The organism is Burkholderia sp. 22313 (assembly GCF_052045245.1).
Taxonomy (GTDB): Bacteria; Pseudomonadota; Gammaproteobacteria; order Burkholderiales; family Burkholderiaceae; genus Burkholderia.
Window position 1 is genome coordinate 21,699 of record NZ_JBQEON010000015.1, and the last position, 23,810, is coordinate 45,508.

The following is a 23,810-nucleotide window of genomic DNA, read 5'->3' on the forward strand; positions in this document are numbered from 1 at the left end:
TTGCCGCGCGGGTCGCCATGCCACCCCGCACGCCTCGCGCTGCGGGGTGTTTCATTTCCGTGCGCCGTAAAGGGGCCAAAGGGGGCGCGTGGTCGCACGCTACAATGCGCGGTTTGGAATCGCGTGGCCTTGCGGCCGTCGCGATCCCGCCGTTTGCAGCCTGTGTTTGCCGTGCCCGCTTGCCGCGTTTGATTGCCGATTCCGTTCCGATGACACGAACCCGTTCCTCCGCCCCGTCTTCCTCCGGCCGCCCGGCGCGCCCGTCCGCGCTGCATCTCGCGCCCGATTCGCTGGGCTTCGCGCTCGACGCGGCCGCGCAGGCAGTCGATGCGGTGCGGCGCGGCACCGCGCTGCCGGCGGCGCTCGCCGCGGTGTTCGCGCAGATGCCGGCCGGCACGCAGGCGCTTGCGCGTGGCGCGACGCAGGACGTTGCGTACCGGACGATGCGTCGTCTCGGCAGCGCCGACTGGCTGATCGGCCGGCTCGTCAGCAAGGCGCCGCCCGCGCATGTGCACGCGGTGCTCGCCGGCGCGCTGGCGCTGCTGCTCGATCCGGAAGATGCGGCCGCGTATCCGGCGTTCACGATCGTCGACCAGGCCGTGACCGTGATCGGTGCGCGGCGCGAATACGCGTTCGCGAAAGGGCTGGTCAACGCGGTGCTGCGGCGGTTCCAGCGTGAGCGCGACGTGCTCGTCGCGGCGCTGCAGGATGATCCGGTCGCACGCTGGAATTACCGCCCGTGGTGGATCGATGCGGTGAAGCGCGCATGGCCGGACGCGTGGCAGGCGATGCTCGCGGCCGGCGAGCGCCAGGGGCCGCTGACGTTGCGCGTGAACGCGCGCCGCGCGACCGTCGACACGTATCTCGACACGCTGCGCGCCAGCGGAATCGACGCGACAGCGATTGGCCGCCATGCGGTGCGGCTCGCGTCGGCGCTGCCGGTCGATCGCATTCCGGGCTTCGCCGACGGCGTCGTCTCGGTGCAGGATGCCGGCGCGCAGCTCGCGGCCGAATGGCTCGGTGCGCGCGACGGCATGCGTGTGCTCGACGCGTGCGCGGCACCGGGCGGCAAGACCGGCCACATTCTCGAACTGGCCGACGCGGAAGTCGTTGCGCTCGAAAGCGACGCGACCCGCGCGGCGCGCATCGGCGAGAACCTCGCGCGCCTGTCGCTCACGGCGAACGTGCACGTCGGCGACGCAGGCGCACCGCACGCGTGGTACGACGGCCGTCCGTTCGATCGCATCCTGGCCGACGTGCCGTGTTCGGCGTCGGGCATCGTGCGTCGTCATCCCGACATCCGCTGGCTGCGTCGCGAAGCCGACATCGCCGCGCTCGTCGCGGAGCAGCGCCGCATCCTGACGGCGTTGTGGCCGCTCGTGAAGCCGGGCGGCGAACTGCTCTACGTGACCTGTTCGATCTTCCCCGAGGAGGGCGAATTGCAGGCGCGCTGGTTTGAAGCGGCCTGTGAAGATGCGGTACGATTGGACGCGCCCGGCCAACTGCTGCCGGGCGGCGTGCACGGCGGCTCGGCCGGCGCACTCGACCAGAACACCGATCACGACGGATTTTTCTACGCGCGGTTTCAGAAACGGTGACGACCAAACACCTTTTTCCACTTCGGCTCGCGGCCGTCCTGCTGGTCGCGCTGACGCTGTGCCTGACAGTCGTCCGGCCGGCGCGCGCCGAGTCGATCGCCGTGCAGCGCGCATCGCTGCAGGCTGACGGAAGCGGCTGGAGCCTCGATGCCCGCTTCGATTTCGAGCTGAATCCGAACCTCGAGGATGCCGTCAACAAGGGCATCCCGCTTTATTTCACGACCGACTTCGAGCTGGGCCGCGCGCGCTGGTACTGGTTCGACGAGCAGCCGGTGTCGGTGTCGCAGACGCTCCGCCTGTCGTTCCAGCCGCTCACGCGCGAGTACCGCGTGTCGACCGGCGGGCTGCAGCTCGGCTTCCCGTCGCTGAAGGATGCGCTCGCGGTCGTCCGGCACATCACGTCGTGGCACGTGATCGACCGCAACCAGGTGCGCGCCGGCGAAACCTACACGGCCTCGGTGCGCATGCAGCTCGACACGGCGCTGATGCCGAAGCCGTTCCAGGTCGACGCGGTGAACAACCGCGACTGGACGCTCGGGTCGGACTGGAAGCGCTTCAACTTCACGGTGACCGAACGTGCTAAATAAAGTGCGCCGCGCGGCCAGCGGGAAGAGCCTCCTCGTTCGCGTGATCGTCTCGACCGTCGCGCTCACCGCGCTGCTGCTGCTCGTGCTGCTCGCGGCCGCGAGCGCGAACACCGAATTCTTCGATCGCTACTACTCGTGGCTGTACGCGACGAACATCGTCGTCGCGCTCGTGTTCCTGCTGGTGGTGCTCGGGCTGATCGGGATGATCGTCGTGCGGCTGAGGAAGGGCAAGTTCGGCACGCGGCTGCTCGCGAAGCTCGCGGTGTTCTTCGCGCTCGTCGGCGTGGTGCCGGGCGGGATCATCTACATCGTGTCGTACCAGTTCGTGTCGCGCAGTATCGAGTCGTGGTTCGACGTGAACGTCGAAACCGCACTGACAGCCGGCCTGAATCTCGGCCGCGGGATGCTCGACGCATCGCTGTCCGACCTGCAGACGAAGGCGCGGATGATGTCCGACCAGCTCGCGAGCGTCGATGCGAACACCAACGGCACGACGCTCACGCTGCTGCGCCTGCGCGACCAGTTCGGCGTGCAGGACGCGACGATCGTCGAGCCGAGCCGCGGCGGTTCCGGCGCGGCGCCCGACCTGCACATCGTCGCGCAGGCATCGGGCAATTTCGCCGCGCTGATTCCGGACGACCTGCCGACGCCGCTGATGCTGAGCCAGGCGCGCGAACACGGCGCGTACGCGGCGATCGAGGGCGAAGTCGACGGCGATCCGCGCGCGCACGGGGCGAAGGGCGCGCTGCGGCTGCGCGTCGTGCGGCCGATTCCCGATGCGACGACGTCGCTGCTGCAACCGGCGGAGCGGTTCCTGCAACTCACGCAGCCGGTGCCGCCAGCGCTCGCGCACAACGCCGACGCGGTGCAGCGCGCGTATCGCGAGTACCAGGAAAAATCGCTCGGCCGCACCGGCTTGCGCAAGATGTACATCGGCACGCTGACGCTCGCGCTGTTCCTCGCGACCTTCATCGCGATGATGCTCGCGCTCGCGCTCGGCCAGCAACTCGCGCGGCCGCTGTTCCTGCTCGCGCAGGGCACGAAGGAGATCACGGAAGGCGACTACACGCCGAAGCGCGAGATCAAGTCGCGCGACGAGCTCGGCTTCCTCACGCAGTCGTTCAACGCGATGACGCGCCAGCTGTCCGAGGCGCGGCTCGCGGTCGAGAAGAACCGGGTCGCGCTCGAACATTCGAAGACATACCTCGAGAGCATCCTCGCGAACCTGACCGCCGGCGTGTTCGTGCTCGACCGCCAGTTCCGGCTGACGACGGCCAACCGCGGCGCCGAGCGGATCTTCCGGCAGCCGTTCGGCTCGATGATCGGTACGGCGCTCGACCGGATCGGCGTCGTCGCGGAATTCGGCGCGATGGTGCGCAAGGCGTTCGCCGATCGCGAAGCGGCATCCGACGGCGGCAGCGGCGATCGCGGCCACTGGCAGCAGCAGTTCGCGGTCGAAGTGCCGGGCGAAGCCGATCCGCTGACGCTGCTCGTGCGCGGCGCGCGTCTCGTGTCGACGGTGGAAGGCGAGGCCGACGATCCGCAAACATCGGGCTACGTCGTCGTGTTCGACGACATCTCCGACGTGATTTCCGCGCAGCGTTCGGTCGCGTGGGGCGAGGTCGCGCGCCGGCTCGCGCACGAGATCAAGAACCCGCTGACGCCGATCCAGCTGTCGGCCGAGCGGCTCGAGATGAAGCTGTCCGACAAGCTCGCGCCGCACGATGCGGACGTGCTCAAGCGCGGCGCGACGATGATCGTCAACCAGGTGGCCGCGATGAAGCGGATGGTCGACGACTTCCGTGAATATGCGCGCACGCCGCCGGCGATGCTCGCGAACCTGCAGCTGAACGAACTGGCCAGCGAGGTGCTCGGGCTGTATGGTGTCGGCGAAGGCAAGAGTGCGATCGTCGCCGAACTCGCCCCGTCGCTGCCGGTGATCCGCGGCGACGCGACGCAACTGCGCCAGGTGATTCACAACCTGCTGCAGAACGCGCAGGATTCGGTCGCGGAAGTCGCCCATCCGCGTGTGTTGATCGAAACCAAGACAGTAGAATATGGCGACCCCGACGCCGAGGGCAAAACGCGCGTCGCGGTACGTCTGACCGTGTCCGACAACGGGCCCGGTTTTCCGGCACGCATCCTGACCCGTGCGTTCGAGCCTTACGTCACGACGAAGGCGAAGGGCACGGGGCTCGGATTGGCCACGGTCAAGAAAATCGTCGATGAGCACGGCGCGCGGATCGATCTGCGCAATCGCATGCACGGCGAGACCGTCGAGGGTGCGCAGGTGTCGATCCTGTTCCTGCAGATGGCGAGCGATACGCCAGGCGCCGAACCCGGCGCGCAGGACGGGGCGGCCCCCGCCAAGACAAAAGCAAGTGTGCAGACAAAGGCAGCGTAAATGGCAACCATCCTGGTGGTAGATGATGAAATGGGCATCCGGGAATTGCTCTCGGAGATCCTCAGCGATGAAGGACATGTCGTCGAGGCGGCGGAGAACGCGCAGGCCGCGCGGGAATACCGTCTGAATCAGGCGCCCGATCTCGTGCTGCTCGATATCTGGATGCCCGATACCGACGGCGTCACGCTGCTCAAGGAATGGGCGGCGCAGGGCCTGTTGACGATGCCCGTGATCATGATGTCCGGGCACGCGACGATCGACACGGCCGTGGAGGCGACGAAGATCGGCGCACTCGATTTCCTCGAGAAGCCGATCGCGCTGCAGAAGCTGCTGAAGTCCGTCGAGCACGGTCTCGCGCGCGGCGCGGCACCGGTGTCCGTCAACGCGGCGGCGAAGGCGGGCGCCGGCCCGGCGTCGGGTCCGGCGGCGGTCGCGTCCGCGGCGGCATTGCCGACGCTCGGCGACGACATGGCGACGGCGCTCGGCCTCGCGGGCCAGACGGCCGCGATTCCGTTCGACATCCCGTTGCGCGAAGCGCGCGATGCGTTCGAGCGTGCGTATTTCGAATATCACCTCGCGCGCGAGAACGGCAGCATGACGCGCGTCGCGGAGAAGACGGGCCTCGAGCGCACGCACCTGTATCGCAAGCTCAAGCAATTGGGCGTCGAGCTCGGCAAGAAACCGGCGGAAGGCGCCGCATAAAAATATTTCGCCAAAACACTTGCGCAAGTGCTGATGGATGGATATACTTTCTCTTCTTCGTTGGCCCGGTAGCTCAGTTGGTAGAGCAGCGGATTGAAAATCCGCGTGTCGATGGTTCGATTCCGTCCCAGGCCACCAGCAGTTCCAACCCCAAGAATCGGAAGGTTCTTGGGGTTTTTCGTTTGTGGTGGGTTTGCGCCGCATCCTCGGCGTGCCCGGCAGCATTCGGCGGGGCATGATAAAATCCGTGCCCGCTCAATGACTTAGCGCATCGCTTCATGCGCGCGGCAGGGCTGCCCGCAGCGCCGCCGTGACGCGCGGCAACGATGCCGCGCGATGGGCGGTATAAGCGCGCCGCCGCGTTCGCGGCCGACCGCGCTGCCTATACTGGTCGAGCCGGCGCAGGCCGGACGCGTCGGGCCGCCCGGCGGCAGCCGGCCCCGGCGCGCAGCGCGACGCGAGCCTACACATTCACGGAGTATCACGGTGATTCGGACAGACGCTAAAGACGGCGCGCTCGTGTTGTTTTCCGGCGGGCAGGACTCGGCCACGTGCGTGGCCTGGGCCCTGGAACGCTACCAGACGGTCGAGACGCTCGGCTTCGATTACGGCCAGCGCCACCGCGTCGAACTCGAATGTCGCGAAGGCCTGCGCGACGCACTGAAACGTCAGTTTCCCGCGTGGGCCGATCGCCTCGGCGACGATCACATGATCGACCTGTCGGTACTCGGCGCGATCAGCGATACCGCAATGACGCGCACGATCGAGATCGAGACCGCGGCGAACGGCTTGCCGAACACGTTCGTGCCGGGCCGCAACCTGCTGTTCATGACGATTGCGGCCGCGATTGCCTATCGCCGCGGGCTGCGGGTGCTGGTCGGCGGGATGTGCGAGACGGATTTCTCGGGCTACCCCGACTGCCGCGACGACACGATGAAGGCGCTGCAGGTCGCGCTGAACCTCGGGATGGACACGCGCGTCGTGCTCGAGACGCCGCTGATGTGGCTCGACAAGGCGCAGACCTGGCAACTCGCCGAGCAACTCGGCGGCGAGGCGCTCGTCGAGCTGATCCGCGTCGAGACGCACACGTGCTACGTGGGCGAGCGCGCGGAACTGCACGACTGGGGCTTCGGCTGCGGCGAATGCCCGGCCTGCAAGCTGCGCAAGCGCGGCTACGAGGCCTACCTGAAGGGCGAGCGGGTGACCGAAGCGCCGCTGTGACGCGGGCGCGCAGGCAGCGCTTGATGGACAACGGATTCTGATCGACAACGAGCGGCGCGAGCCGGACGAAGCACGATGACTTACGCGGTCAAGGAAATTTTCTACACGTTGCAGGGCGAGGGCGCGAACGCGGGCCGCCCGGCCGTGTTCTGCCGGTTCGCCGGCTGCAACCTGTGGTCGGGCCGCGAAGAGGATCGTGCGGAGGCCGTGTGCCGCTTCTGCGATACGGACTTCGTCGGCACCGACGGCGAGAACGGTGGCAAGTTCAAGGATGCCGAAGCCCTCGTCGCGACGATCGCGGGCCTGTGGCCGGATGGCGAGGCGCATCGCTTCGTCGTCTGCACGGGCGGCGAGCCGATGCTGCAGCTCGACCAGCCGCTGGTCGACGCGCTGCACGCGGCTGGCTTCGAGATCGCGATCGAGACCAACGGCTCGCTGCCGGTGCTCGAGACGATCGACTGGATCTGCGTCAGCCCGAAGGCTGACGCGCCGCTCGTCGTCACGAAGGGCAACGAACTGAAGGTCGTGATCCCGCAGGACAACCAGCGGCTCGCCGATTACGCGAAGCTCGATTTCGCGTATTTTCTCGTGCAGCCGATGGACGGCCCGTCGCGCGACATCAATACGAAGCTCGCGATCGACTGGTGCAAGCGGCATCCGCAGTGGCGCCTGTCGATGCAGACCCACAAATATCTGAACATTCCCTGAGCCACGGCCTTTGACATCGTGCTGATTACCCGAAAACTCGAATTCGACGCGGGCCACCGCATTCCCGATCACCGCAGCCAGTGCAGGAACCTGCACGGCCATCGCTACGTGCTCGAAGTCACGCTGCGCGGCGATCTCGTCGATACCGAGGGGGCGCCCGACCGCGGCATGGTGATGGATTTCGCCGACGTGAAGGCGCTCGCGGTCGAGCACCTCGTCAACAAGTGGGATCACGCGTTCCTCGTCTATGCACGCGACGAAGTCGTGCGCTCGTTCCTCGAACAGATGGCCGACCACAAGACCGTCGTGCTCGACCGGATCCCGACCGTCGAGAACCTCGCGGCGATCGCGTTCGACATCCTCGCGAACGTGTACGACGCGCACTACGGCGTGAACCTGCGCCTGGAGCGCGTACGTCTGTACGAAACGCCGAACTGCTGGGCCGACGTCGAGCGCCAGCCCGGCCGCTGATCCTGCTTTCCCGGCAGCCCCGCCCGCTGGCGCGGGCTGCCGGCTGCCGCGCCGGCCGGCCCCGTCTGCCGCCACTCCCCGCCTGATCCCACATTCCGCGTACCGCCGCGCTATGATCGTTGCGTGGCACCGGAAAATGCGCTCGTGCGCGGTCGCGCGGCCCGCGCTGTCGGACCGGCCGTCCAGCGTCGTCCAGCGCCGTCCCACGTTCCAGGGTGCGGTCCGGTGCAGTCGCCGTGCTGCGCTGCACGACATGTTGCACCCGCTTCCGCCTGTTGCTTGTCCCGTTCGATTGCCGTTCCGTCCCGGAGGCCGTATCGATGAGCACGCTCACCAATTCCCTCAAGCAACGTCTGCATGACGGCGACGAGCCGCTGTACGGCCTGTGGCTGTCGCTCGGCTGCGATTCGGCCGCGGAAGCGCTCGCGCATGCCGGCTACGACTGGCTCTGCATCGACATGGAGCATGCGCCGAACGACAGTCGCGACGTCGCGTCGCAACTGCGTGCGGTGGCCGCCGCGCACCTGCCGAGCGAGCCTGTCGTGCGCGTGCCGGGGCGCGAGCCGTGGCTCGTGAAGCGCGCGCTGGACGCCGGCGCGCGCACGCTGATGTTCCCGTGCATCGAGACGCCCGACGAGGCGGCGCACGCGGTGCGGCTCACGCGCTTCCCGTCGCCGGATTCTCCCGACGGGCTGCGCGGCGTCGCCGGCATGGTGCGCGCGGCGGCGTTCGGCATGCGTCGCGATTACCTGCAGACGGCGAATGCGCAGGTCGCGGTGATCGTGCAGATCGAGTCGGCGCGCGGCATCGATGAAGTCGAGCGGATCGCCGCGACGCCGGGCGTCGATTGCCTGTTCGTCGGCCCGGCCGATCTGGCGGCGAGCCTCGGGCATCTCGGCGACAGCCGCCACCCGGACGTCGAAACCGCAATGGCGCGCGTGCTCGCGGCCGGCAAGCAGGCCGGCGTCGCGGTCGGCATCTTCGCGAGCGATACCGCCACCGCACGGCAGTATCGCGAGGCGGGCTACCGGATGATCACGCTGTCGGCCGACGTGAGCTGGCTGCTGCGCGCGGCGCGGCAGGCGTTGCAGGAGGTGCGCTCATGAACGGCGGCGACGGCGAGGGGGCACGGCACGCGCGGCGTATCGCCGGCGCGGTCGGACGGATCGGCGCGAGGGTTGGACTGTGGGCCGTGTGCGTCGCGGCGGCCGCGCAGAATGCGCCGCACGCGAAGCCCGATCCGGCGCACGAGACCCAATCGGCAGTGGCCGACTACAACGCCGGCGATTATCGCGCGGCGCTGGTGCAGTTTCACGACGCGGCCGAACGCGGCGACCGGCTCGCGCAGTTCAATTACGCGATGATGCTGCTGACGGGCGTCGGCGTGACCGCGAACGTCGGCGAAGGGCTGCGCTGGCTGAAGCGGGCCGCCGACGCGAACATGTCGCATGCACAGTACGTGTACGGGCGGATGTTCGACGACGGCGAGTTCGTCGCGCGCAATCCGGTCGAAGCGCACCGCTGGTTCCTGCGGGCGGCGAAGCAGGGGCACGTGCAGGCCGAGCTGTCGCTCGCGAACCAGTTCCTCGACGGACGCGGCACGCCGCGCGACAACCGGCAGGCGTTCGCGTGGTACAAGCAGGCGGCCGACGCGGGCGAGCCGACCGCGCAGTACGTGACCGCGTCGTTCTACGAGCGCGGCGGCGACGGCGTCACGCAGAACCTGAATATCGCACGCGCGTATTACGCCGCCGCGGCCGCGCAGGGCGACGAGACGGCCGAACTGAAATTCAGGGAACTGAGCGCGCGGCTGAAGGAGCCGGCATCGGGCGCCGGCGCGGATCACGGGAGCCCGCACGCGACGCCGCCGTGAGCGCGGCCGATCACCACAACGAACAACGGCGCCCGAGGCGCCGTTGTTCGTTGCTGCGACTGCGTACGACCGCTTGCGACTGCGTGCCGCGCTGCGTCGTCAGCTCTTCATCAGCCGCCGCTGCCGCCCGACGCTCATGATCATCCCGATTGCGACGCCGAGCGTCGCCAGCGCGGTGCCGCCATAGCTCATGAACGGCAGCGGCACGCCGACCACGGGCAGCACGCCGCTCACCATCCCGATGTTGACGAACGCATAGACGAAGAACGCGAGCGTGAGCGAGCCCGCGAGCAGCCGGCCGAACAGCGTCGCGCCCTGCGCGGCGATGTAGAGCCCGCGTGCGATCAGCGCCATGTACAGCGTCAGCAGCACGAGGCCGCCGGCGAGCCCCCATTCTTCCGAGAACACCGCGAAGATGAAGTCGGTGTGCTTTTCCGGAATGAATTCGAGGTGAGCCTGCGTGCCCTTCAGGTAGCCCTTGCCGAGCACGCCGCCCGAGCCGATCGCGATCACGGCCTGGATCGTGTGGAAGCCCTTGCCGAGCGGGTCGGAGGTCGGGTCGAGCAGCGTGCACACGCGGTGCTTCTGGTAGTCGTGCATCAGTGGCCACTGCACTTCGGGCTGGCAGATGCGCTGTTCGAACACGGCGATCGAGCCGACCGCGATCACGCCCGCGACGAGCACCGGCACGATCAGCTTGAACGACAGGCCGGCGAGGTAGATCACGAAGAAGCCGGCCGCGAACACGAGCAGGCCGGTGCCGAGGTCGGGCTGCTTCGCGATCAGGCCGACCGGCACCAGCAGGATTCCGAACGCGGCGAGGAAGTCGTACCAGCGCAGCCCGCCTTCGCGGCGTTGGTAATACCACGCGAGCATCAGCGGGGTCGCGATCTTGAGGATTTCGGACGGCTGGATCACGACGCCGACGTTCAGCCAGCGCTTCGCGCCCTTCTTGGTCATCCCGAACAGCGCGACCGCGACCAGCAGCGCGACCCCGAACGTATAGAGCGGGACCGCGAAGCGCATCAGCGTCGTCGGTGGAATGTTGGCGATCACCCACATCAGCACGAACGTCAGCAGGATGTTGCGCAACTGGTCCTCGACGCGGCCCGGCATGTCGATCGCCGCGCTGTACAGCGTGACGATGCCGACGCACAGCAGCAGGAACACGATGAGGGCGAGCGGGCGGTCGAAGCCCGCGAACATCTGCTTGATCTTGTCGAGCCAGGCGCGCTTGTCGAATTGCATGCCTTTCTCCGTTAATGAGCGGTGCCGGTGGTCGCCGCTTTCGCGGGGGCCGAGGCACGGAAGTTGTCGTCGCGCGGCGCGGTGGCGAGCGGCTGCGCATCGCCGGCCGGCCGGTGCGGCCGGTGCGGGCGCCGGATCGGCGGCAGGCTCGCGGCCATCGGCGCCGCGGCGCTCGTGTCGGGCGGCGCGAGCGACGAGGCCGCGCTCGCCGCATCGGCCGCCGACGCAGCGTCCGCCGCGCTGGCCGCGGTCGGCACGACCGGCTGCGGCAGCGCGGTGAAGCCGGCCGCGACGGTGGCGGGCTTGGACGTGTCGCCGACCACGGGCGAGCTCACCGGCTCGGTCGCCGACGCGGCGGCGGCCACGGCCGCGGCCTCGTTCTTCGGGTTCTGGCGCTCGACCAGGTAGTAGTCGAGCACGCGGCGGGCGATCGGGCCCGCGGCCTGCGCGCCCCAGCCGCCGTTCTCGACGACCAGCGCGACGGCGATCTGCGGATGGTCGACCGGCGCATACGCGATGAACAGCGCGTGGTCGCGCAGGTGCTCGGCGAGCAGGTGGCCCTTGTAGTTCGAGCCCTGCAGCGAGAACACCTGCGCGGTACCGGTCTTGCCGGCCGCGAGGTACGGCGCGCCGCGGAACACCTTGTACGCGGTGCCGGACGGGTTCTCGATCACGTTCTCCATCCCGCGCTTCACGACGTCGATGTCGGCCTGCTTGAGCGGGATCACCTCGCTTTCCTTCGGCACCGTCAGATGACGTACGCGCGAGATCGGATCCTCGACTTCCTTCACGAGGTGAGGCTTCATCACGATGCCGTTGTTCGCGAGCGTTGCCGTGGCATGCGCGAGCTGCAGGATCGTGAACGAGTTGTAGCCCTGGCCGATCCCGAGGCTGATCGTCTCGCCGTCGAACCACTTCTGTTGCGCGGCCTTCTTGAACGCCTTCTTCTTCCAGTCGGTCGACGGCAGGATCCCGCGCGCCTCGCCCTGGATGTCGATGCCGGTGATCTGGCCGAAACCGAACGGCTTCATGAAGTTCGCGATCGCGTTCACGCCGAGGTCGCGCGCGAGCATGTAGAAGTAGGTGTCGTTCGACACCATGATCGCCTTGTTCATGTCGACCCAGCCCTGGCCCGAGCGCACGTCGTTGCGGAACGTGTGGCCGCCGAACGTGAAGTAGCCGGGATCCTGGAAGCCCCAGCCCGGCGTGCGCTTGCCGAGCGTCAGGCCGGCCAGCGCCATGAACGGCTTGTAGGTCGAGCCGGGCGGGTAGGTGCCGTGCAGCGGGCGGTTCAGCAGCGGCTTGTCGGGCGAGTTGTTCAGCTCGTCCCACGTCTGCTGGTCGATGCCGTCGACGAACGAGTTCGGGTCGAAGCTCGGCGACGACACGAACGCGAGCACGTCGCCCGTCTTCGGCTCGATCGCGACGAGCGCGCCGCGCTTGCCGGCGAACGCCTGCTCGGCGACCTGCTGCAGCCCGATGTCGAGCGACAGCACGAGGTTGTTGCCGGGTGTCGCCTGCGTGCGCGACAGCGTGCGCACCGGGCGGCCGCCGGCCGTCACCTCGACTTCCTCGAAGCCCGTGAGCCCGTGCAGCTCGGTCTCGTAGCTCTGCTCGACGCCGATCTTGCCGATGTAGTCGGTGCCCTTGTAGTTGTTGGCGTCGCGGCGCGGATCGTAGTGTTCCTGATCGCTGTCGTTGTCGTCGCTCATCGCGTCGATGCGATCCTGGTCGCGCTTCGAGATCCGGCCGATGTAGCCGATCACGTGCGCGGCCGTCATGCCGAGCGGGTACTGGCGGAACAACCGCGCACGCACGTCGACGCCGGGGAAGCGGAAGCGCTGCGCGGTAAAGCGCGCGACTTCCGCATCGGTGAGGCGCGTGCGGATCGGCAGGCTCTCGAAGTTCTTCGAGTCTTCCTGCAGTTTCTTGAAGCGGCGGCGGTCGCGCGCGTCGATCGGGATGATCTCGGACAGCTTGTCGATCGTGTTGTCGAGCGTGTCGTCGAGCTTCGATGGCGTGATCTCGAGCGTATACGCCGAATAGTTCTTCGCGAGGACCACGCCGTTGCGATCGGTGATGATCCCGCGGTTCGGCACGATCGGCGCGACCGAGATGCGGTTCTCCTCCGCCTGCAGCGCGTATTTGCCGTGCTGGAACAGCTGCAGGTAGAAGAAGCGGCTCGCGAGCAGCCCGAAGCACACGAACACGAACACGCCCGCCGCCGCGACGCGCAGGCGGAACCTCGAGAGCTGCTGTTGGGTGTCGTTGAATTCGGTCATGCGGTTACGTTCGAGGCCCGGGCGCGTGAAGCGCATGCGGGCGAGGGGCCACCCCGGAGCGCGGCGCGTGGCGAGCGTGGGGGCGGCGGGTATGCAAGGTCGGTCCGGCTCAGATGGGGCGCGTATCGTCCGGGTCGACCGGGCGGCGTTGCGGCATCAGCAGCAGGTGGCTCGCGATCGGCCACAGCGCGGCCTCGACGAAGCCGTCCACCAGATAGCGCCAGCCGGGAAACGCGGCGCCCATCACGAGGCGGATCACGAACGGCACCAATTGCGCGGCGACGAACAGCGGCGTGACATACAGCACCTGCACGCCGATCGGCATCCACAGCACGCGGCGGTGGATCGTGATCGCACCGTACGACAGCAGCGTATAGGCGAGCGCGTGCTCGCCGAGCAGCCCCGCGTCATGCACGTCCATCAGGATGCCGAGCGCGAACGCGATGCCCATCCCGACCTTGCGCGGCTGGTGGATGTTCCAGAACAGCAGCACGAGCGCGACGAAGTCGGGCACGCCGGGCAGGCGGCCCCACGGCATCAGGTTCAGCAGGAACGCGGCGGCGAGGCTGAAGACGATGAAGTACGGGTTGACCGGCTGCAGGATGTATTGCGGGCGATTCATCGCTGGGCTCCTGATTGCCCGGCCGCGGGCTTCGCGGGCGTGGCAGCGGGCTTGGCCGGGGCGGCAGGCGCCGCCGGCGCCGGCTTTGCGCCGGGCGCGGCCGCGGCGGCCGGCTTCGCGTTCGCGGCGGCCTTCTCTGCTTTATCGCCCTTCGCGGCGGCCTTGCCGCCCTTCTTGCCCTTCGCGTTCTTGTCGGCGGCCGGATCGGGCTCGGCCGGGCGCGGCGGGACGTCGTTCTGGTAATGCAGCACGAGCATCTCGCGCGCGCCACGCACGGCGGCGACCGGTGCGCACGTCACGCGCGCGAAGGCGGTATCGGCGAGCTTGTCGACGCGCACGACCTTCGCGACCGGCAGGCCCGGCGGGTAGACGCCGTCGAGGCCACTCGTGACGAGCTCGTCGCCCGCGACGAGGTCGGAACTCGTCGGCACGAAGCGCAGATCGAGCGAATCGCCTTTCGGCGTGCCGTAGATCACGCTGCGCAGGCCGGTGCGCAGCACCTGCACGGGAATCGCGAGATCGCGGTCGGTGATCAGCGTGACTTCGGCCTGCAGCGGGAACACGCGCGTGACCTGGCCGATCACGCCGTCCTCGCTAACGACGGGCGCGCCGTCCTGGATGCCTTGCTGCGAACCCTGCCCGATCACGATCTTCTGCGTGAACGGGTCGCTGGTGTCGTACTGGATCTCGACCGGCGTGGATTGCGTCGCGATGTGCTGGCGCAGCTCGAGCACCGCGCGCAGGTGCGTGTTTTCCTGCGCGAGCACCGCGGCCTGATTGGCTTGCGTGGACAGCTGCAGGTTGCGCTTGCGCAGCGCGTCGTTTTCGTGGCGCAGCGACGCACCGGTGACGGCGATGTCGGCCGCGCCCATGAACAGGTCGCGCGGCACGAGCGCCGCGCGCTGCAGCGGGTACAGCACCGTGCCGAGCACGCCGCGGACGATTTCGAGCGTGCTGAAGCGCGCGTCCGACACGAGGAGCGCGATGGCGAGGGCGACGAAGAAGATGAGCCGCGCGAGCGCGGGCGGACCTTGCTTGAAGAGGGGCGGCGGACTGTATTCCATGGTCGGCGCCGGGCGCGTGGCGATCGGTTAAATAATGCTCAGACGCGCAAACGGCGTGGCGGTTCGTTCTGAACGAGCGATCCGGCCACGCCGCGGGTGCGTCATATCAAACGGGACTGCTTAGGCGACCACTCGTCGATCACTCGTACGAGAAGATGCTGCCCAGCTTGTCCATGCGCTCGAGCGCCATGCCCGAACCGCGTACGACGCAGGTGAGCGGATCTTCGGCGACGAGCACCGGCAGGCCGGTTTCTTCCGCGAGCAGGCGATCGAGGTCGCGCAGCAGCGCGCCGCCGCCCGTCAGCATCATCCCGCGCTCGGCGATGTCGGCGCCGAGTTCCGGCGGCGTCTGCTCGAGGGCGATCTTCACCGACGACACGATCTGGTTCAGCGGGTCGGTCAGCGCTTCGAGGATTTCGTTGCTGGAGATCGTGAAGCTGCGCGGAATGCCTTCCGACAGGTTGCGGCCCTTCACTTCCATTTCCTTGACTTCGGAGCCCGGGAACGCGGAGCCGATTTCCTTCTTGATCGCTTCGGCGGTTTGCTCGCCGATCAGCATCCCGTAGTTGCGGCGGATGTAGTTGACGATCGCTTCGTCGAACTTGTCGCCGCCGACGCGCACCGAGCCCTTGTAGACGATGCCGCCGAGCGAGATCACGCCGACTTCCGTCGTGCCGCCGCCGATGTCGACGACCATCGAGCCCGTGGCTTCCGACACCGGCAGGCCCGCGCCGATCGCGGCCGCCATCGGCTCCTCGATCAGGTAGACCTGCGACGCGCCGGCGCCATGAGCGGCTTCCTTGATCGCGCGGCGCTCGACCTGGGTCGAGCCGCACGGCACGCAGATGATGATGCGCGGCGACGGCGAGAACATCCGCGACTCGTGGGCCGTCTTGATGAACTGCTTGATCATCTGCTCGGTGACGGTGAAGTCGGCGATCACGCCGTCCTTCATCGGGCGGATCGCCTCGATGTTGCCCGGCACCTTGCCGAGCATCTGCTTGGCTTCCTTGCCGACCGCCTGGATCGTCTTCTTGCCGTTGGGGCCGCCTTCCTGGCGGATCGACACGACCGACGGTTCATCGAGCACGATGCCCTTGCCGCGCATGTAGATCAGGGTGTTTGCGGTGCCGAGGTCGATCGCCAGATCGTTGGAGAAGTAGCTGCGCAAAAAACCGAACATTCAGAATCCTGTTTCGCTCTGGGCCGGCCCTGCATAGCGAGCGCTGAGGGCGGCAGCGGAAAAAATAACAGCCTCGGGAAGCGTGGCGGAAGCGGCCGCCGCGGCGCACGAAGCTGCGAGTGATGTCTACCGGGAATCGCACGAAGCACGCACGGCTTGCCGAAACAGGGCGAAACGGTGCGGGAAAAGGCTGCCGGGTTTGGGTCGAACGCGTAATGATACCTTATAATTTCACGGTATTTGAATCGAAACGGGCGGTATTTTTGCCGCTTCGGCCCCGATTTTTGAGGGTGGGATCGCACCCTCCAACCCCCCGCCGCAGTGCTGTTGTCGATGCGCTGCGCAGCCTTGTTTTTCCGGTGATCGCATGGCCCTGACCCTGACCGATGTGAAACGCATCGCGCACCTGGCGCGACTCGAAATGGCCGACGCCGACGCCGAGCATACGCTCGGCCAGCTCAATGAATTCTTCGGCCTCGTCGAACAGATGCAGGCGGTCGACACCGCCGGCATCGCGCCGCTCGCCCACCCGATCGAACAGATCCAGGAAGTCGCGCAGCGCCTGCGCGACGACGCCGTGACGGAAGTCGTCAATCGCGACGACAACCAGCGTCCGGCGCCGGCCGTCCAGGACGGCCTCTATCTCGTGCCGAAGGTGATCGAGTAAGCATTCGATGACAAGCGCGCCGGCCGGCTTGTGCCGCGCGCCACCCAGAATTCCCAGGAAAACCACTCAATGCACGCAAAAAGCCTGACCGAACTGCGCGCCGCGCTCGCTGCCAAGGAATGCTCGGCCGTCGAGCTCGCGCAGCTCTACCTGAAACGGATCGACGCGGCCCGCGACCTGAACGCGTTCGTCCACGTCGACGCCGATCTGACCCTTGCGCAGGCGAAGGCCGCGGACGCCGAACTCGCGCGCGGCGCGGGCGGCGCGCTGACCGGCCTGCCGATCGCGCACAAGGACGTGTTCGTCACGCGCGGCTGGCGCTCGACCGCCGGCTCGAAGATGCTCGCGAACTACGAGAGCCCGTTCGACGCGACCGTCGTCGCCCGCCTGCAGGCGGCCGGCATGGTCACGCTCGGCAAGACCAACATGGACGAGTTCGCGATGGGCTCGTCGAACGAAAACTCGGCGTTCGGCGCGGTGAAGAACCCGTGGGATACCCACGCGGTGCCGGGCGGCAGCTCGGGCGGCAGCTCGGCGGCCGTCGCCGCGCGCCTCGCGCCGGCCGCGACCGGCACCGACACCGGCGGCTCGATCCGCCAGCCCGCGTCGTTCGCGGGCGTGACGGGCATCAAGCCGACCTACGGCCGCGTGTCGCGCTACGGGATGATCGCGTTCGCGTCGTCGCTCGACCAGGGCGGCCCGATGGCGCAGAGCGCGTCTGACTGCGCGCTGCTGCTGAATGCGATGGCCGGCTTCGACGAGCGCGACTCGACGAGCCTCGAGCGCGACGACGAAGACTTCACGCGCCACCTCGGCCAGCCGTGGACGGCCGGCAACGATGCCGGCAAGCCGCTCGCGGGGCTGCGCATCGGTTTGCCGAACGAGTATTTCGGCGCCGGCCTGGCCGACGACGTGCGCGCGTCGATCGACGCGGCACTCAAGCAATATGAAGCGCTCGGCGCGACGCTCGTGCCGGTATCGCTGCCGAAGACGGAACTGTCGATCCCCGTGTACTACGTGATCGCGCCGGCCGAGGCGTCGTCGAACCTGTCGCGTTTCGACGGCGTGCGCTTCGGCCACCGCGCCGCGCAGTACGGCGACCTGCTCGACATGTACAAGAAGTCGCGCGCCGAAGGCTTCGGCCCCGAGGTGAAGCGCCGGATTCTCGTCGGCACCTACGTGCTGTCGCACGGCTATTACGACGCGTACTACCTGCAGGCGCAGAAGATCCGCCGCATCATCGCGAACGATTTCCAGGAAGCGTTCAAGTCCTGCGACGTGATCATGGGCCCGGCGTCGCCGACGGTCGCATGGGATCTCGGTGCGAAGGGCGACGATCCGGTGCAGATGTATCTCGCGGATATCTACACGCTGTCGGTGAGCCTCGCCGGCCTGCCGGGCATGAGCGTGCCGTGCGGCTTCGGCGCCGGCGCGAACGCGAAGCGCCCGGTTGGTCTGCAGATCATCGGCAACTATTTCAACGAAGCCCGGATGCTGCAGGTCGCCGACGCGTTCCAGCGTGCGACCGACTGGCACAAGCAAGTTCCGGCAGGGGTGTAAGCACATGACTACTCAGTGGGAAGTCGTTATCGGTCTCGAGACGCATGCGCAACTGTCGACCGTCTCGAAGATTTTCTCCGGCGCATCGACGCAGTTCGGCGCCGAGCCGAACACGCAGGCCTGCCCGGTCGACCTGGCGCTGCCGGGCGTGCTGCCGGTGCTGAACCGCGGCGCGGTCGAACGCGCGATCCGCTTCGGCCTCGCGATCGGCTCGACCATCGCGCCGCGCAGCATCTTCGCGCGCAAGAATTATTTCTACCCCGATCTGCCGAAGGGCTATCAGATCAGCCAGTACGAGATTCCGGTCGTGCAGGGCGGCCAGATCACGATCCAGGTGCCCGCCAACGAAAAGGCCGGCAAGGAAGCGTACGAAAAGACGGTCAACCTGACCCGCGCGCACCTTGAGGAAGATGCAGGCAAGTCGCTGCATGAAGACTTCGCCGGGATGACCGGGATCGACCTGAACCGCGCGGGCACGCCGCTGCTCGAGATCGTCACCGAGCCGGAAATGCGCAGCGCGGCCGAGGCCGTCGCGTATGCGAAGTCGCTGCACGCGCTCGTCGTGTGGCTCGGCATCTGCGACGGCAACATGCAGGAAGGCTCGTTCCGCTGCGACGCGAACGTGTCGGTGCGCCCGGTCGGCCAGGAAAAGTTCGGCACGCGCGCCGAGATCAAGAACCTGAACTCGTTCCGGTTCCTCGAGGAAGCGATCAACTACGAAGTGCGTCGTCAGATCGAGCTGATCGAGGACGGCGGCGAAGTCGTGCAGGAAACGCGCCTCTACGATCCGGACAAGCGCGAGACGCGCTCGATGCGCAGCAAGGAGGACGCGCACGACTACCGCTACTTCCCCGATCCCGACCTGATGCCGCTCGTGATCGGCCGGGACTGGGTCGAGCGCGTGCAGGCCGGGATGCCCGAGCTGCCGGCCGCGATGCAGCAGCGGTTCGTCGAGCAGTACGGCGTGTCCGCGTACGACGCGGGCGTGCTGACGTCGAGCAAGGCGATGGCCGCGTACTTCGAGTCGGTGGTCGCGAAGGCCGGCGCGGCGAATGCGAAGATCGCCGCGAACTGGCTGATGGGCGACGTGTCGTCGCAGCTGAACCGCGACGGCATCGAGATCGACGCGATCCCGGTCTCCGCCGCGCAGCTCGCGCTGGTGCTGCAGCGCATCGCCGACGGCACGATCTCGAACAAGATCGCGAAGGAAATCTTCGCGACGATCTGGGACGAGAAGGCGGCCGACGATGCAGCGGCCGACCGCATCATCGACGCGAAGGGCCTGAAGCAGATCTCCGACACCGGTGCGCTGGAAGCGATCATCGACGAGGTGCTCGCGGCGAACGCGAAGTCGGTCGAGGAGTTCCGCGCGGGCAAGGAAAAGGCGTTCAACGCGCTGATCGGCCAGGCGATGAAGGCGACCAAGGGCAAGGCCAACCCGCAGCAGGTCAACGAACTGCTGAAGAAGAAGCTCGGCTGAACATGGCCGCGCGCCTGAGCCGCGCCTGACGACGGGCCGCCGCCGAACCAGTTCGGGGCGGCCCGTCGCTTTGGTGCATGCGTTATCGTATGCGCGTGTGCATTCCATCCCAACGGAGGAACGAATGGCGAAACAACCGTCGCTCGACGATTTCCGCGTGCCGTACTGCACGCGCGAAAAGGAAGCTGCCGCATTCAAGCTCGACGCGTTCGATCCGGGTGCGAAGCCGTTTTCGTCGGGGTCGAAGGACGCCGACCGCGAACGGCTCACCGCCGTGTCGACGGAGCTCGACGTGCAGCAGGAACGCCTGCATACGCAGCAGAAGAAGCGCGTGCTGCTCGTGCTGCAGGGGATGGACACCAGCGGCAAGGACGGCACCGTGCGCGCGGTGTTTCGCGACGTCGATCCGCTCGGCCTGCGCATCGTGCCGTTCAAGGCGCCGACTCCGATCGAGGCCGCGCACGACTTCCTGTGGCGCGTGCACGCGCAGGTGCCGGCCGCGGGCGAGCTCGCGATCTTCAACCGCAGCCACTATGAAGACGTGCTCGTGCCGCGCGTGCTCGACCTCATCAACGACAAGGAATGCGAGCGCCGCTACCGGCAGATCCGCGATTTCGAGACGATGCTCGCGGACAACGGCACGACGATCGTCAAGTGCTTCCTGCACATCTCGAAGGACGAGCAGCGCGAGCGGCTGCAGGCGCGCATCGACGATCCGACCAAGCACTGGAAGTTCGACATCTCCGATCTCGACGCGCGCAAGCACTGGGATGCCTACCAGTCGGCGTACCGCGACGCGCTTGCCGCAACGTCGGCCGAGCATGCGCCGTGGTACGTGATCCCGGCGAACTCGAAGACACATCGCAACGTGATGATCGCCGAGCTGCTGCTGCGCACGCTGACCGACATGAAGCTCGAGTTCCCGCCGCCGAAGCCGGAGCTCGAAGGCGTGAAGATCCGCTAGGCCGCGATCCGGCAAAACACCTCGAACTGAATTGAACTGAACACTGGAACCCGACATGATGCGAGTGATTACCGCCAACCTGAACGGCATCCGCTCCGCCGCGAAGAAGGGCTTCTTCGAATGGCTCGGCGAACAGAACGCCGACTGCGTATGCGTGCAGGAAATCAAGGTATCGGCCGACGACCTGCCGGCCGAATTCGTCGAGCCGCACGGCTTCAGGAGCTATTTCCACCACGCCGAGAAGAAGGGCTACAGCGGCGCGGGCGTGTACAGCCGCCACGAGCCCGATGACGTGATCATCGGCTTCGGCAGCAGCGAATTCGACAGCGAGGGGCGTTACGTCGAGGCACGCTACGGCAAGCTGTCGGTCGTGTCGGTGTACGTGCCGTCCGGCTCGAGCGGCGAAGAGCGCCAGCAGGCGAAGTACCGCTTCATGGACGAGTTCATGCCGCACCTCGCCGAGCTGAAGAAGAAGCGCGAGGTGATCCTGTGCGGCGACGTGAACATCGTTCACAAGGAGATCGACATCAAGAACTGGAAGAGCAACCAGAAGAACTCGGGCTGCCTGCCGGAAGAGCGCGCATGGCTCACGCAGTTGTTCGACGATGTCGGCTACGTCGACGTGTTCCGCACGCTCGACCCGCGCGCCGAGCAGTACACGTGGTGGAGCAATCGCGGCCAGGCGTATGCGAAGAACGTCGGGTGGCGGATCGATTACCAGATCGCGACGCCGGGCGTGGCCGGCACCGCGAAGAGCACGTCGATCTTCAAGGACATCAAGTTCAGCGATCACGCGCCGCTGACGGTGGATTACGACTACAAGAAATAATCGTCGACCCCGCGCTACGCCGCGCGCGTAGCGGTCGGGTTATCCGCCTGCCGGATGCAGAACGGGCCGCATGTCGAACATGCGGCCCGTTTCGTCTGGGGGCGTCGCTTACTGCTTGATCGACGCCATGTCGACCACGAAGCGATACTTCACGTCGCTCTTCAGCATCCGCTCGTAGGCAGCGTTGATCTGCTGCATCGGAATCGTCTCGATATCCGACGTGATCCCGTGCTTCGCGCAGAAGTCGAGCATTTCCTGCGTTTCCGCGATCCCGCCGATCAGCGAGCCCGCGAGGCGGCGGCGCTTGAAGATCAGGTTGAACACCTGCGGCGACGGATGATCGTGCTCCGGCGCGCCGACGAGCGTCATCGTGCCGTCGCGCTTGAGCAGATGCAGGAACGGGTTCAGGTCGTGCTGCGCAGCGACCGTGTTCAGGATGAAGTCGAAGCTGTTCAGGTGCGCGTTCATCTGCGCTTCGTCCTTCGAGATCACCACTTCATGCGCGCCGAGCCGCTTGCCGTCCTCGACCTTCGACGGCGACGTCGTGAACAGCACGACGTGAGCGCCCATCGCGCGTGCGAGCTTCACGCCCATATGGCCGAGCCCGCCGAGGCCGACGATCCCGACCTTCTTGCCGGGCCCGACGTTCCATTGCCGCAGCGGCGAATAGGTCGTGATCCCCGCGCACAGCAGCGGCGCGGCGCCCGCCGGGTCGAGCGTGTCGGGCACGCGCAGCACGAACGCCTCGTCGACGACGAGCTGCGTCGAATAGCCGCCGTACGTGATGTCGCCGGTCACGCGGTCCTGGCCGTTGTAGGTGCCGACGAAGCCGTTCTCGCAATACTGCTCGAGGCCTTCCGCGCAGCTCGGGCAGGTGCGGCACGAATCGACGAGACAGCCGACGCCGACCAGCTCGCCGATCTTGAAGCGCGACACCTGCGGGCCGGTCGCGGTGACGCGGCCGACGATTTCATGGCCCGGCACGACCGGGTAGATCGTGTTGCGCCATTCGTTGCGGGCCTGGTGCAGGTCCGAGTGGCAGACACCGCAATACAGCACCTCGATCTGGACGTCGAGGTCGCGCAGCGCGCGGCGCTGGAATTCGAACGGGGCGAGCGGCGATTGCGCGTCGGTCGCCGCGTAAGCGTAGGTAGTGCTCATGCAGGGGCTCCTTGTCCGGGAAAGGCATCCGGCGAATCAGACTGCCGCCGCATCATGTGGCGACGCGGCGAGACAGGTGCCCATCGTAAGGAGCGAGCCGCATCGGCGAAATACACGAAGGTCTCGAAGATTTGCCTATTCCTCTCGAATTGCGCCAGAACACCCGTCAAAACGCTTTCAAAGTGCTACATTGCAAGCCAGATTCTCTTGCCGGACAGGACGACGCCGATGAGCTTCCAGCCCCTTTTTGATGACTCCGGCGACCGTGTGCAGCGCCGCATGATCGAGCTGCATTCGCGCCTCGCGCCGAATGAGGGCGATACGCTGGCGGCGCTCGACGGCGTGCGTTTCATCCGCGTCAGCCGCCCCGTGCCGCGCATGCCGGTGCTGTACGAGCCGAGCATCATCGTCGTGTGCCAGGGCCGCAAGCTCGGCTATCTCGGCGACCGCTCGTTCGTCTACGACGCGCAGCAGTATCTCGTGCTGTCGGTGCCGCTGCCGTTCGAATGCGAGACCTTCGCGAGCATGGACGAGCCGTTTCTCGCGATCTCGATCCGCGTCGATCTCGCGGTGATCGCCGAGCTCGCGATCCTGCTCGACGAGACGCTGGGCGCCGCGGTCAGCGAGCCGCACGGCGTCTATTCGACGCCGCTCGATGCGCCGCTCGCCGACGCGGTGGTGCGCCTTCTCGAAGCGCTCGCGTCGCCGCACGACACGTGCGTGCTCGGGCCGGCGATCATGCGCGAGATCGCGTACCGCGTGCTGACGGGCGCACAGGGCGACGCGATTCGCGCGGCGCTCGTCCAGCAGCATCATTTCGGCCGCATCGCGAAGGCGCTGCGGCGCATCCATGCGGAGCTGAACGCGGATCTCGATGTGGAGACGCTCGCGCGCGAGGCCGGGATGAGTCTGGCCGTGTTCCACGCGCAGTTCAAGCACGTGACGGCGACGTCGCCGATGCAGTACGTGAAGGCCGCGCGCCTGCATCAGGCGCGCCTGATGATGGTGCAGGACGGTGTGGGGGCGGGCGCCGCCGCCGCACGGGTCGGCTATGCGAGCGCGTCGCAGTTCAGCCGCGAGTTCAAGCGGCTGTTCGGCCGCAGCCCGGGAGACGAAGTGCGCTGGATGCGCGAGAGCGGCAGCCGGCCGGTCGAAGCGGATGTCGGCGCGTAGCGCCCGGCGTCAC

Annotated in this window: 21 protein-coding genes and 1 tRNA gene; 16 read left to right on the top strand and 6 right to left on the bottom strand. The window is 67.3% G+C overall.

Annotated features, from left to right (window positions below):
• The first annotated feature begins 209 nt into the window (after window positions 1–209).
• The 10 genes from rsmB to ACTJKF_RS14475 all read left to right on the top strand — a co-directional run bounded on the left by rsmB (window position 210) and on the right by ACTJKF_RS14475 (window position 9,564).
• A complete protein-coding gene (gene rsmB, locus ACTJKF_RS14430) occupies window positions 210–1,598 on the top strand; it encodes a 16S rRNA (cytosine(967)-C(5))-methyltransferase RsmB (RefSeq protein WP_440624193.1) in 1,389 nt (462 codons plus the stop codon).
• Window positions 1,595–2,185, top strand: coding sequence for a DUF4390 domain-containing protein (locus tag ACTJKF_RS14435; RefSeq protein ID WP_440624194.1), 591 nt, complete (start codon window positions 1,595–1,597; stop codon window positions 2,183–2,185). The genes rsmB and ACTJKF_RS14435 overlap by 4 nt, the downstream gene beginning before the upstream one ends.
• The gene (esaS, locus tag ACTJKF_RS14440; RefSeq protein WP_440624195.1) at window positions 2,175–4,589 is read left to right on the top strand and encodes a sensor histidine kinase EsaS; all 2,415 of its coding nucleotides are present in this window, start codon (window positions 2,175–2,177) and stop codon (window positions 4,587–4,589) included. Before ACTJKF_RS14435 ends, esaS begins: the two co-directional genes overlap by 11 nt.
• The gene (gene esaR, locus ACTJKF_RS14445; protein WP_440624196.1) at window positions 4,590–5,291 is read left to right on the top strand and encodes a response regulator transcription factor EsaR; all 702 of its coding nucleotides are present in this window, start codon (window positions 4,590–4,592) and stop codon (window positions 5,289–5,291) included.
• Between the two features lie 62 nt (window positions 5,292–5,353).
• A tRNA-Phe gene (locus tag ACTJKF_RS14450) sits at window positions 5,354–5,429 on the top strand.
• 348 nt (window positions 5,430–5,777) lie between these two features.
• Complete coding sequence (queC, locus tag ACTJKF_RS14455) at window positions 5,778–6,512, top strand: 7-cyano-7-deazaguanine synthase QueC (protein ID WP_440624197.1); 735 nt, start codon at window positions 5,778–5,780, stop codon at window positions 6,510–6,512.
• A gap of 75 nt (window positions 6,513–6,587) precedes the next feature.
• Window positions 6,588–7,220, top strand: coding sequence for a 7-carboxy-7-deazaguanine synthase (queE, locus tag ACTJKF_RS14460; protein WP_440624198.1), 633 nt, complete (start codon window positions 6,588–6,590; stop codon window positions 7,218–7,220).
• A gap of 18 nt (window positions 7,221–7,238) precedes the next feature.
• Window positions 7,239–7,691 (top strand): 6-carboxytetrahydropterin synthase QueD, encoded by a 453-nt coding sequence (gene queD / locus ACTJKF_RS14465; RefSeq protein WP_044847357.1) that lies wholly within the window; start codon window positions 7,239–7,241, stop codon window positions 7,689–7,691.
• A 320-nt stretch (window positions 7,692–8,011) separates the two neighbouring features.
• Window positions 8,012–8,797, top strand: a complete 786-nt coding sequence (locus tag ACTJKF_RS14470) for an HpcH/HpaI aldolase family protein (RefSeq protein WP_440624199.1) — start codon at window positions 8,012–8,014, stop codon at window positions 8,795–8,797.
• Complete coding sequence (locus ACTJKF_RS14475) at window positions 8,794–9,564, top strand: tetratricopeptide repeat protein (RefSeq protein WP_440624200.1); 771 nt, start codon at window positions 8,794–8,796, stop codon at window positions 9,562–9,564. Before ACTJKF_RS14470 ends, ACTJKF_RS14475 begins: the two co-directional genes overlap by 4 nt.
• A 99-nt stretch (window positions 9,565–9,663) precedes the next feature.
• On the opposite strand, the gene rodA is transcribed toward ACTJKF_RS14475, so the two are convergent.
• From rodA to ACTJKF_RS14500, 5 genes are all read right to left on the bottom strand, one after another.
• Window positions 9,664–10,812: a rod shape-determining protein RodA gene (gene rodA / locus ACTJKF_RS14480; RefSeq protein ID WP_440624201.1), complete on the bottom strand. Its 1,149-nt coding sequence runs from the start codon at window positions 10,810–10,812 to the stop codon at window positions 9,664–9,666.
• 11 nt (window positions 10,813–10,823) lie between these two features.
• A complete protein-coding gene (mrdA, locus tag ACTJKF_RS14485; protein ID WP_440624202.1) occupies window positions 10,824–13,094 on the bottom strand; it encodes a penicillin-binding protein 2 in 2,271 nt (756 codons plus the stop codon).
• A gap of 109 nt (window positions 13,095–13,203) precedes the next feature.
• Window positions 13,204–13,716, bottom strand: a complete 513-nt coding sequence (mreD, locus tag ACTJKF_RS14490; protein ID WP_440624203.1) for a rod shape-determining protein MreD — start codon at window positions 13,714–13,716, stop codon at window positions 13,204–13,206.
• Window positions 13,713–14,780 (bottom strand): rod shape-determining protein MreC, encoded by a 1,068-nt coding sequence (gene mreC / locus ACTJKF_RS14495; RefSeq protein ID WP_440624204.1) that lies wholly within the window; start codon window positions 14,778–14,780, stop codon window positions 13,713–13,715. The genes mreD and mreC overlap by 4 nt, the downstream gene beginning before the upstream one ends.
• Window positions 14,781–14,919: 139 nt before the next feature.
• Window positions 14,920–15,963 carry a rod shape-determining protein gene (locus ACTJKF_RS14500; RefSeq protein ID WP_004189550.1) on the bottom strand — a complete coding sequence of 348 codons (1,044 nt, stop codon included), beginning with the start codon at window positions 15,961–15,963 and terminating at the stop codon, window positions 14,920–14,922.
• 367 nt (window positions 15,964–16,330) lie between these two features.
• Here ACTJKF_RS14500 and gatC point away from each other — a divergent pair, with 367 nt between their 5' ends.
• The 5 genes from gatC to ACTJKF_RS14525 all read left to right on the top strand — a co-directional run bounded on the left by gatC (window position 16,331) and on the right by ACTJKF_RS14525 (window position 21,463).
• Window positions 16,331–16,630 (top strand): Asp-tRNA(Asn)/Glu-tRNA(Gln) amidotransferase subunit GatC, encoded by a 300-nt coding sequence (gene gatC / locus ACTJKF_RS14505; RefSeq protein ID WP_006407213.1) that lies wholly within the window; start codon window positions 16,331–16,333, stop codon window positions 16,628–16,630.
• 69 nt (window positions 16,631–16,699) lie between these two features.
• The gene (gene gatA, locus ACTJKF_RS14510; protein ID WP_440624205.1) at window positions 16,700–18,190 is read left to right on the top strand and encodes an Asp-tRNA(Asn)/Glu-tRNA(Gln) amidotransferase subunit GatA; all 1,491 of its coding nucleotides are present in this window, start codon (window positions 16,700–16,702) and stop codon (window positions 18,188–18,190) included.
• A gap of 4 nt (window positions 18,191–18,194) precedes the next feature.
• Entirely contained in the window at window positions 18,195–19,670 is a 1,476-nt protein-coding gene (gene gatB / locus ACTJKF_RS14515) for an Asp-tRNA(Asn)/Glu-tRNA(Gln) amidotransferase subunit GatB (protein WP_440624206.1), read from the top strand.
• Between the two features lie 124 nt (window positions 19,671–19,794).
• Entirely contained in the window at window positions 19,795–20,634 is an 840-nt protein-coding gene (locus ACTJKF_RS14520; RefSeq protein WP_440624207.1) for a polyphosphate kinase 2 family protein, read from the top strand.
• A 55-nt stretch (window positions 20,635–20,689) separates the two neighbouring features.
• Window positions 20,690–21,463 carry an exodeoxyribonuclease III gene (locus tag ACTJKF_RS14525; RefSeq protein WP_014895708.1) on the top strand — a complete coding sequence of 258 codons (774 nt, stop codon included), beginning with the start codon at window positions 20,690–20,692 and terminating at the stop codon, window positions 21,461–21,463.
• Window positions 21,464–21,571: 108 nt separating this feature from the next.
• Here the strand turns inward: ACTJKF_RS14525 and ACTJKF_RS14530 are convergent, their stop codons facing one another.
• On the bottom strand, window positions 21,572–22,624 hold the full coding sequence (locus ACTJKF_RS14530; protein WP_440624208.1) for an NAD(P)-dependent alcohol dehydrogenase: 1,053 nt from the start codon (window positions 22,622–22,624) through the stop codon (window positions 21,572–21,574).
• A gap of 228 nt (window positions 22,625–22,852) precedes the next feature.
• On the opposite strand from ACTJKF_RS14530, the gene ACTJKF_RS14535 reads away from it, so the two are divergent.
• Window positions 22,853–23,797, top strand: a complete 945-nt coding sequence (locus tag ACTJKF_RS14535) for an AraC family transcriptional regulator N-terminal domain-containing protein (RefSeq protein WP_440624209.1) — start codon at window positions 22,853–22,855, stop codon at window positions 23,795–23,797.
• Window positions 23,798–23,810 lie beyond the last annotated feature (13 nt).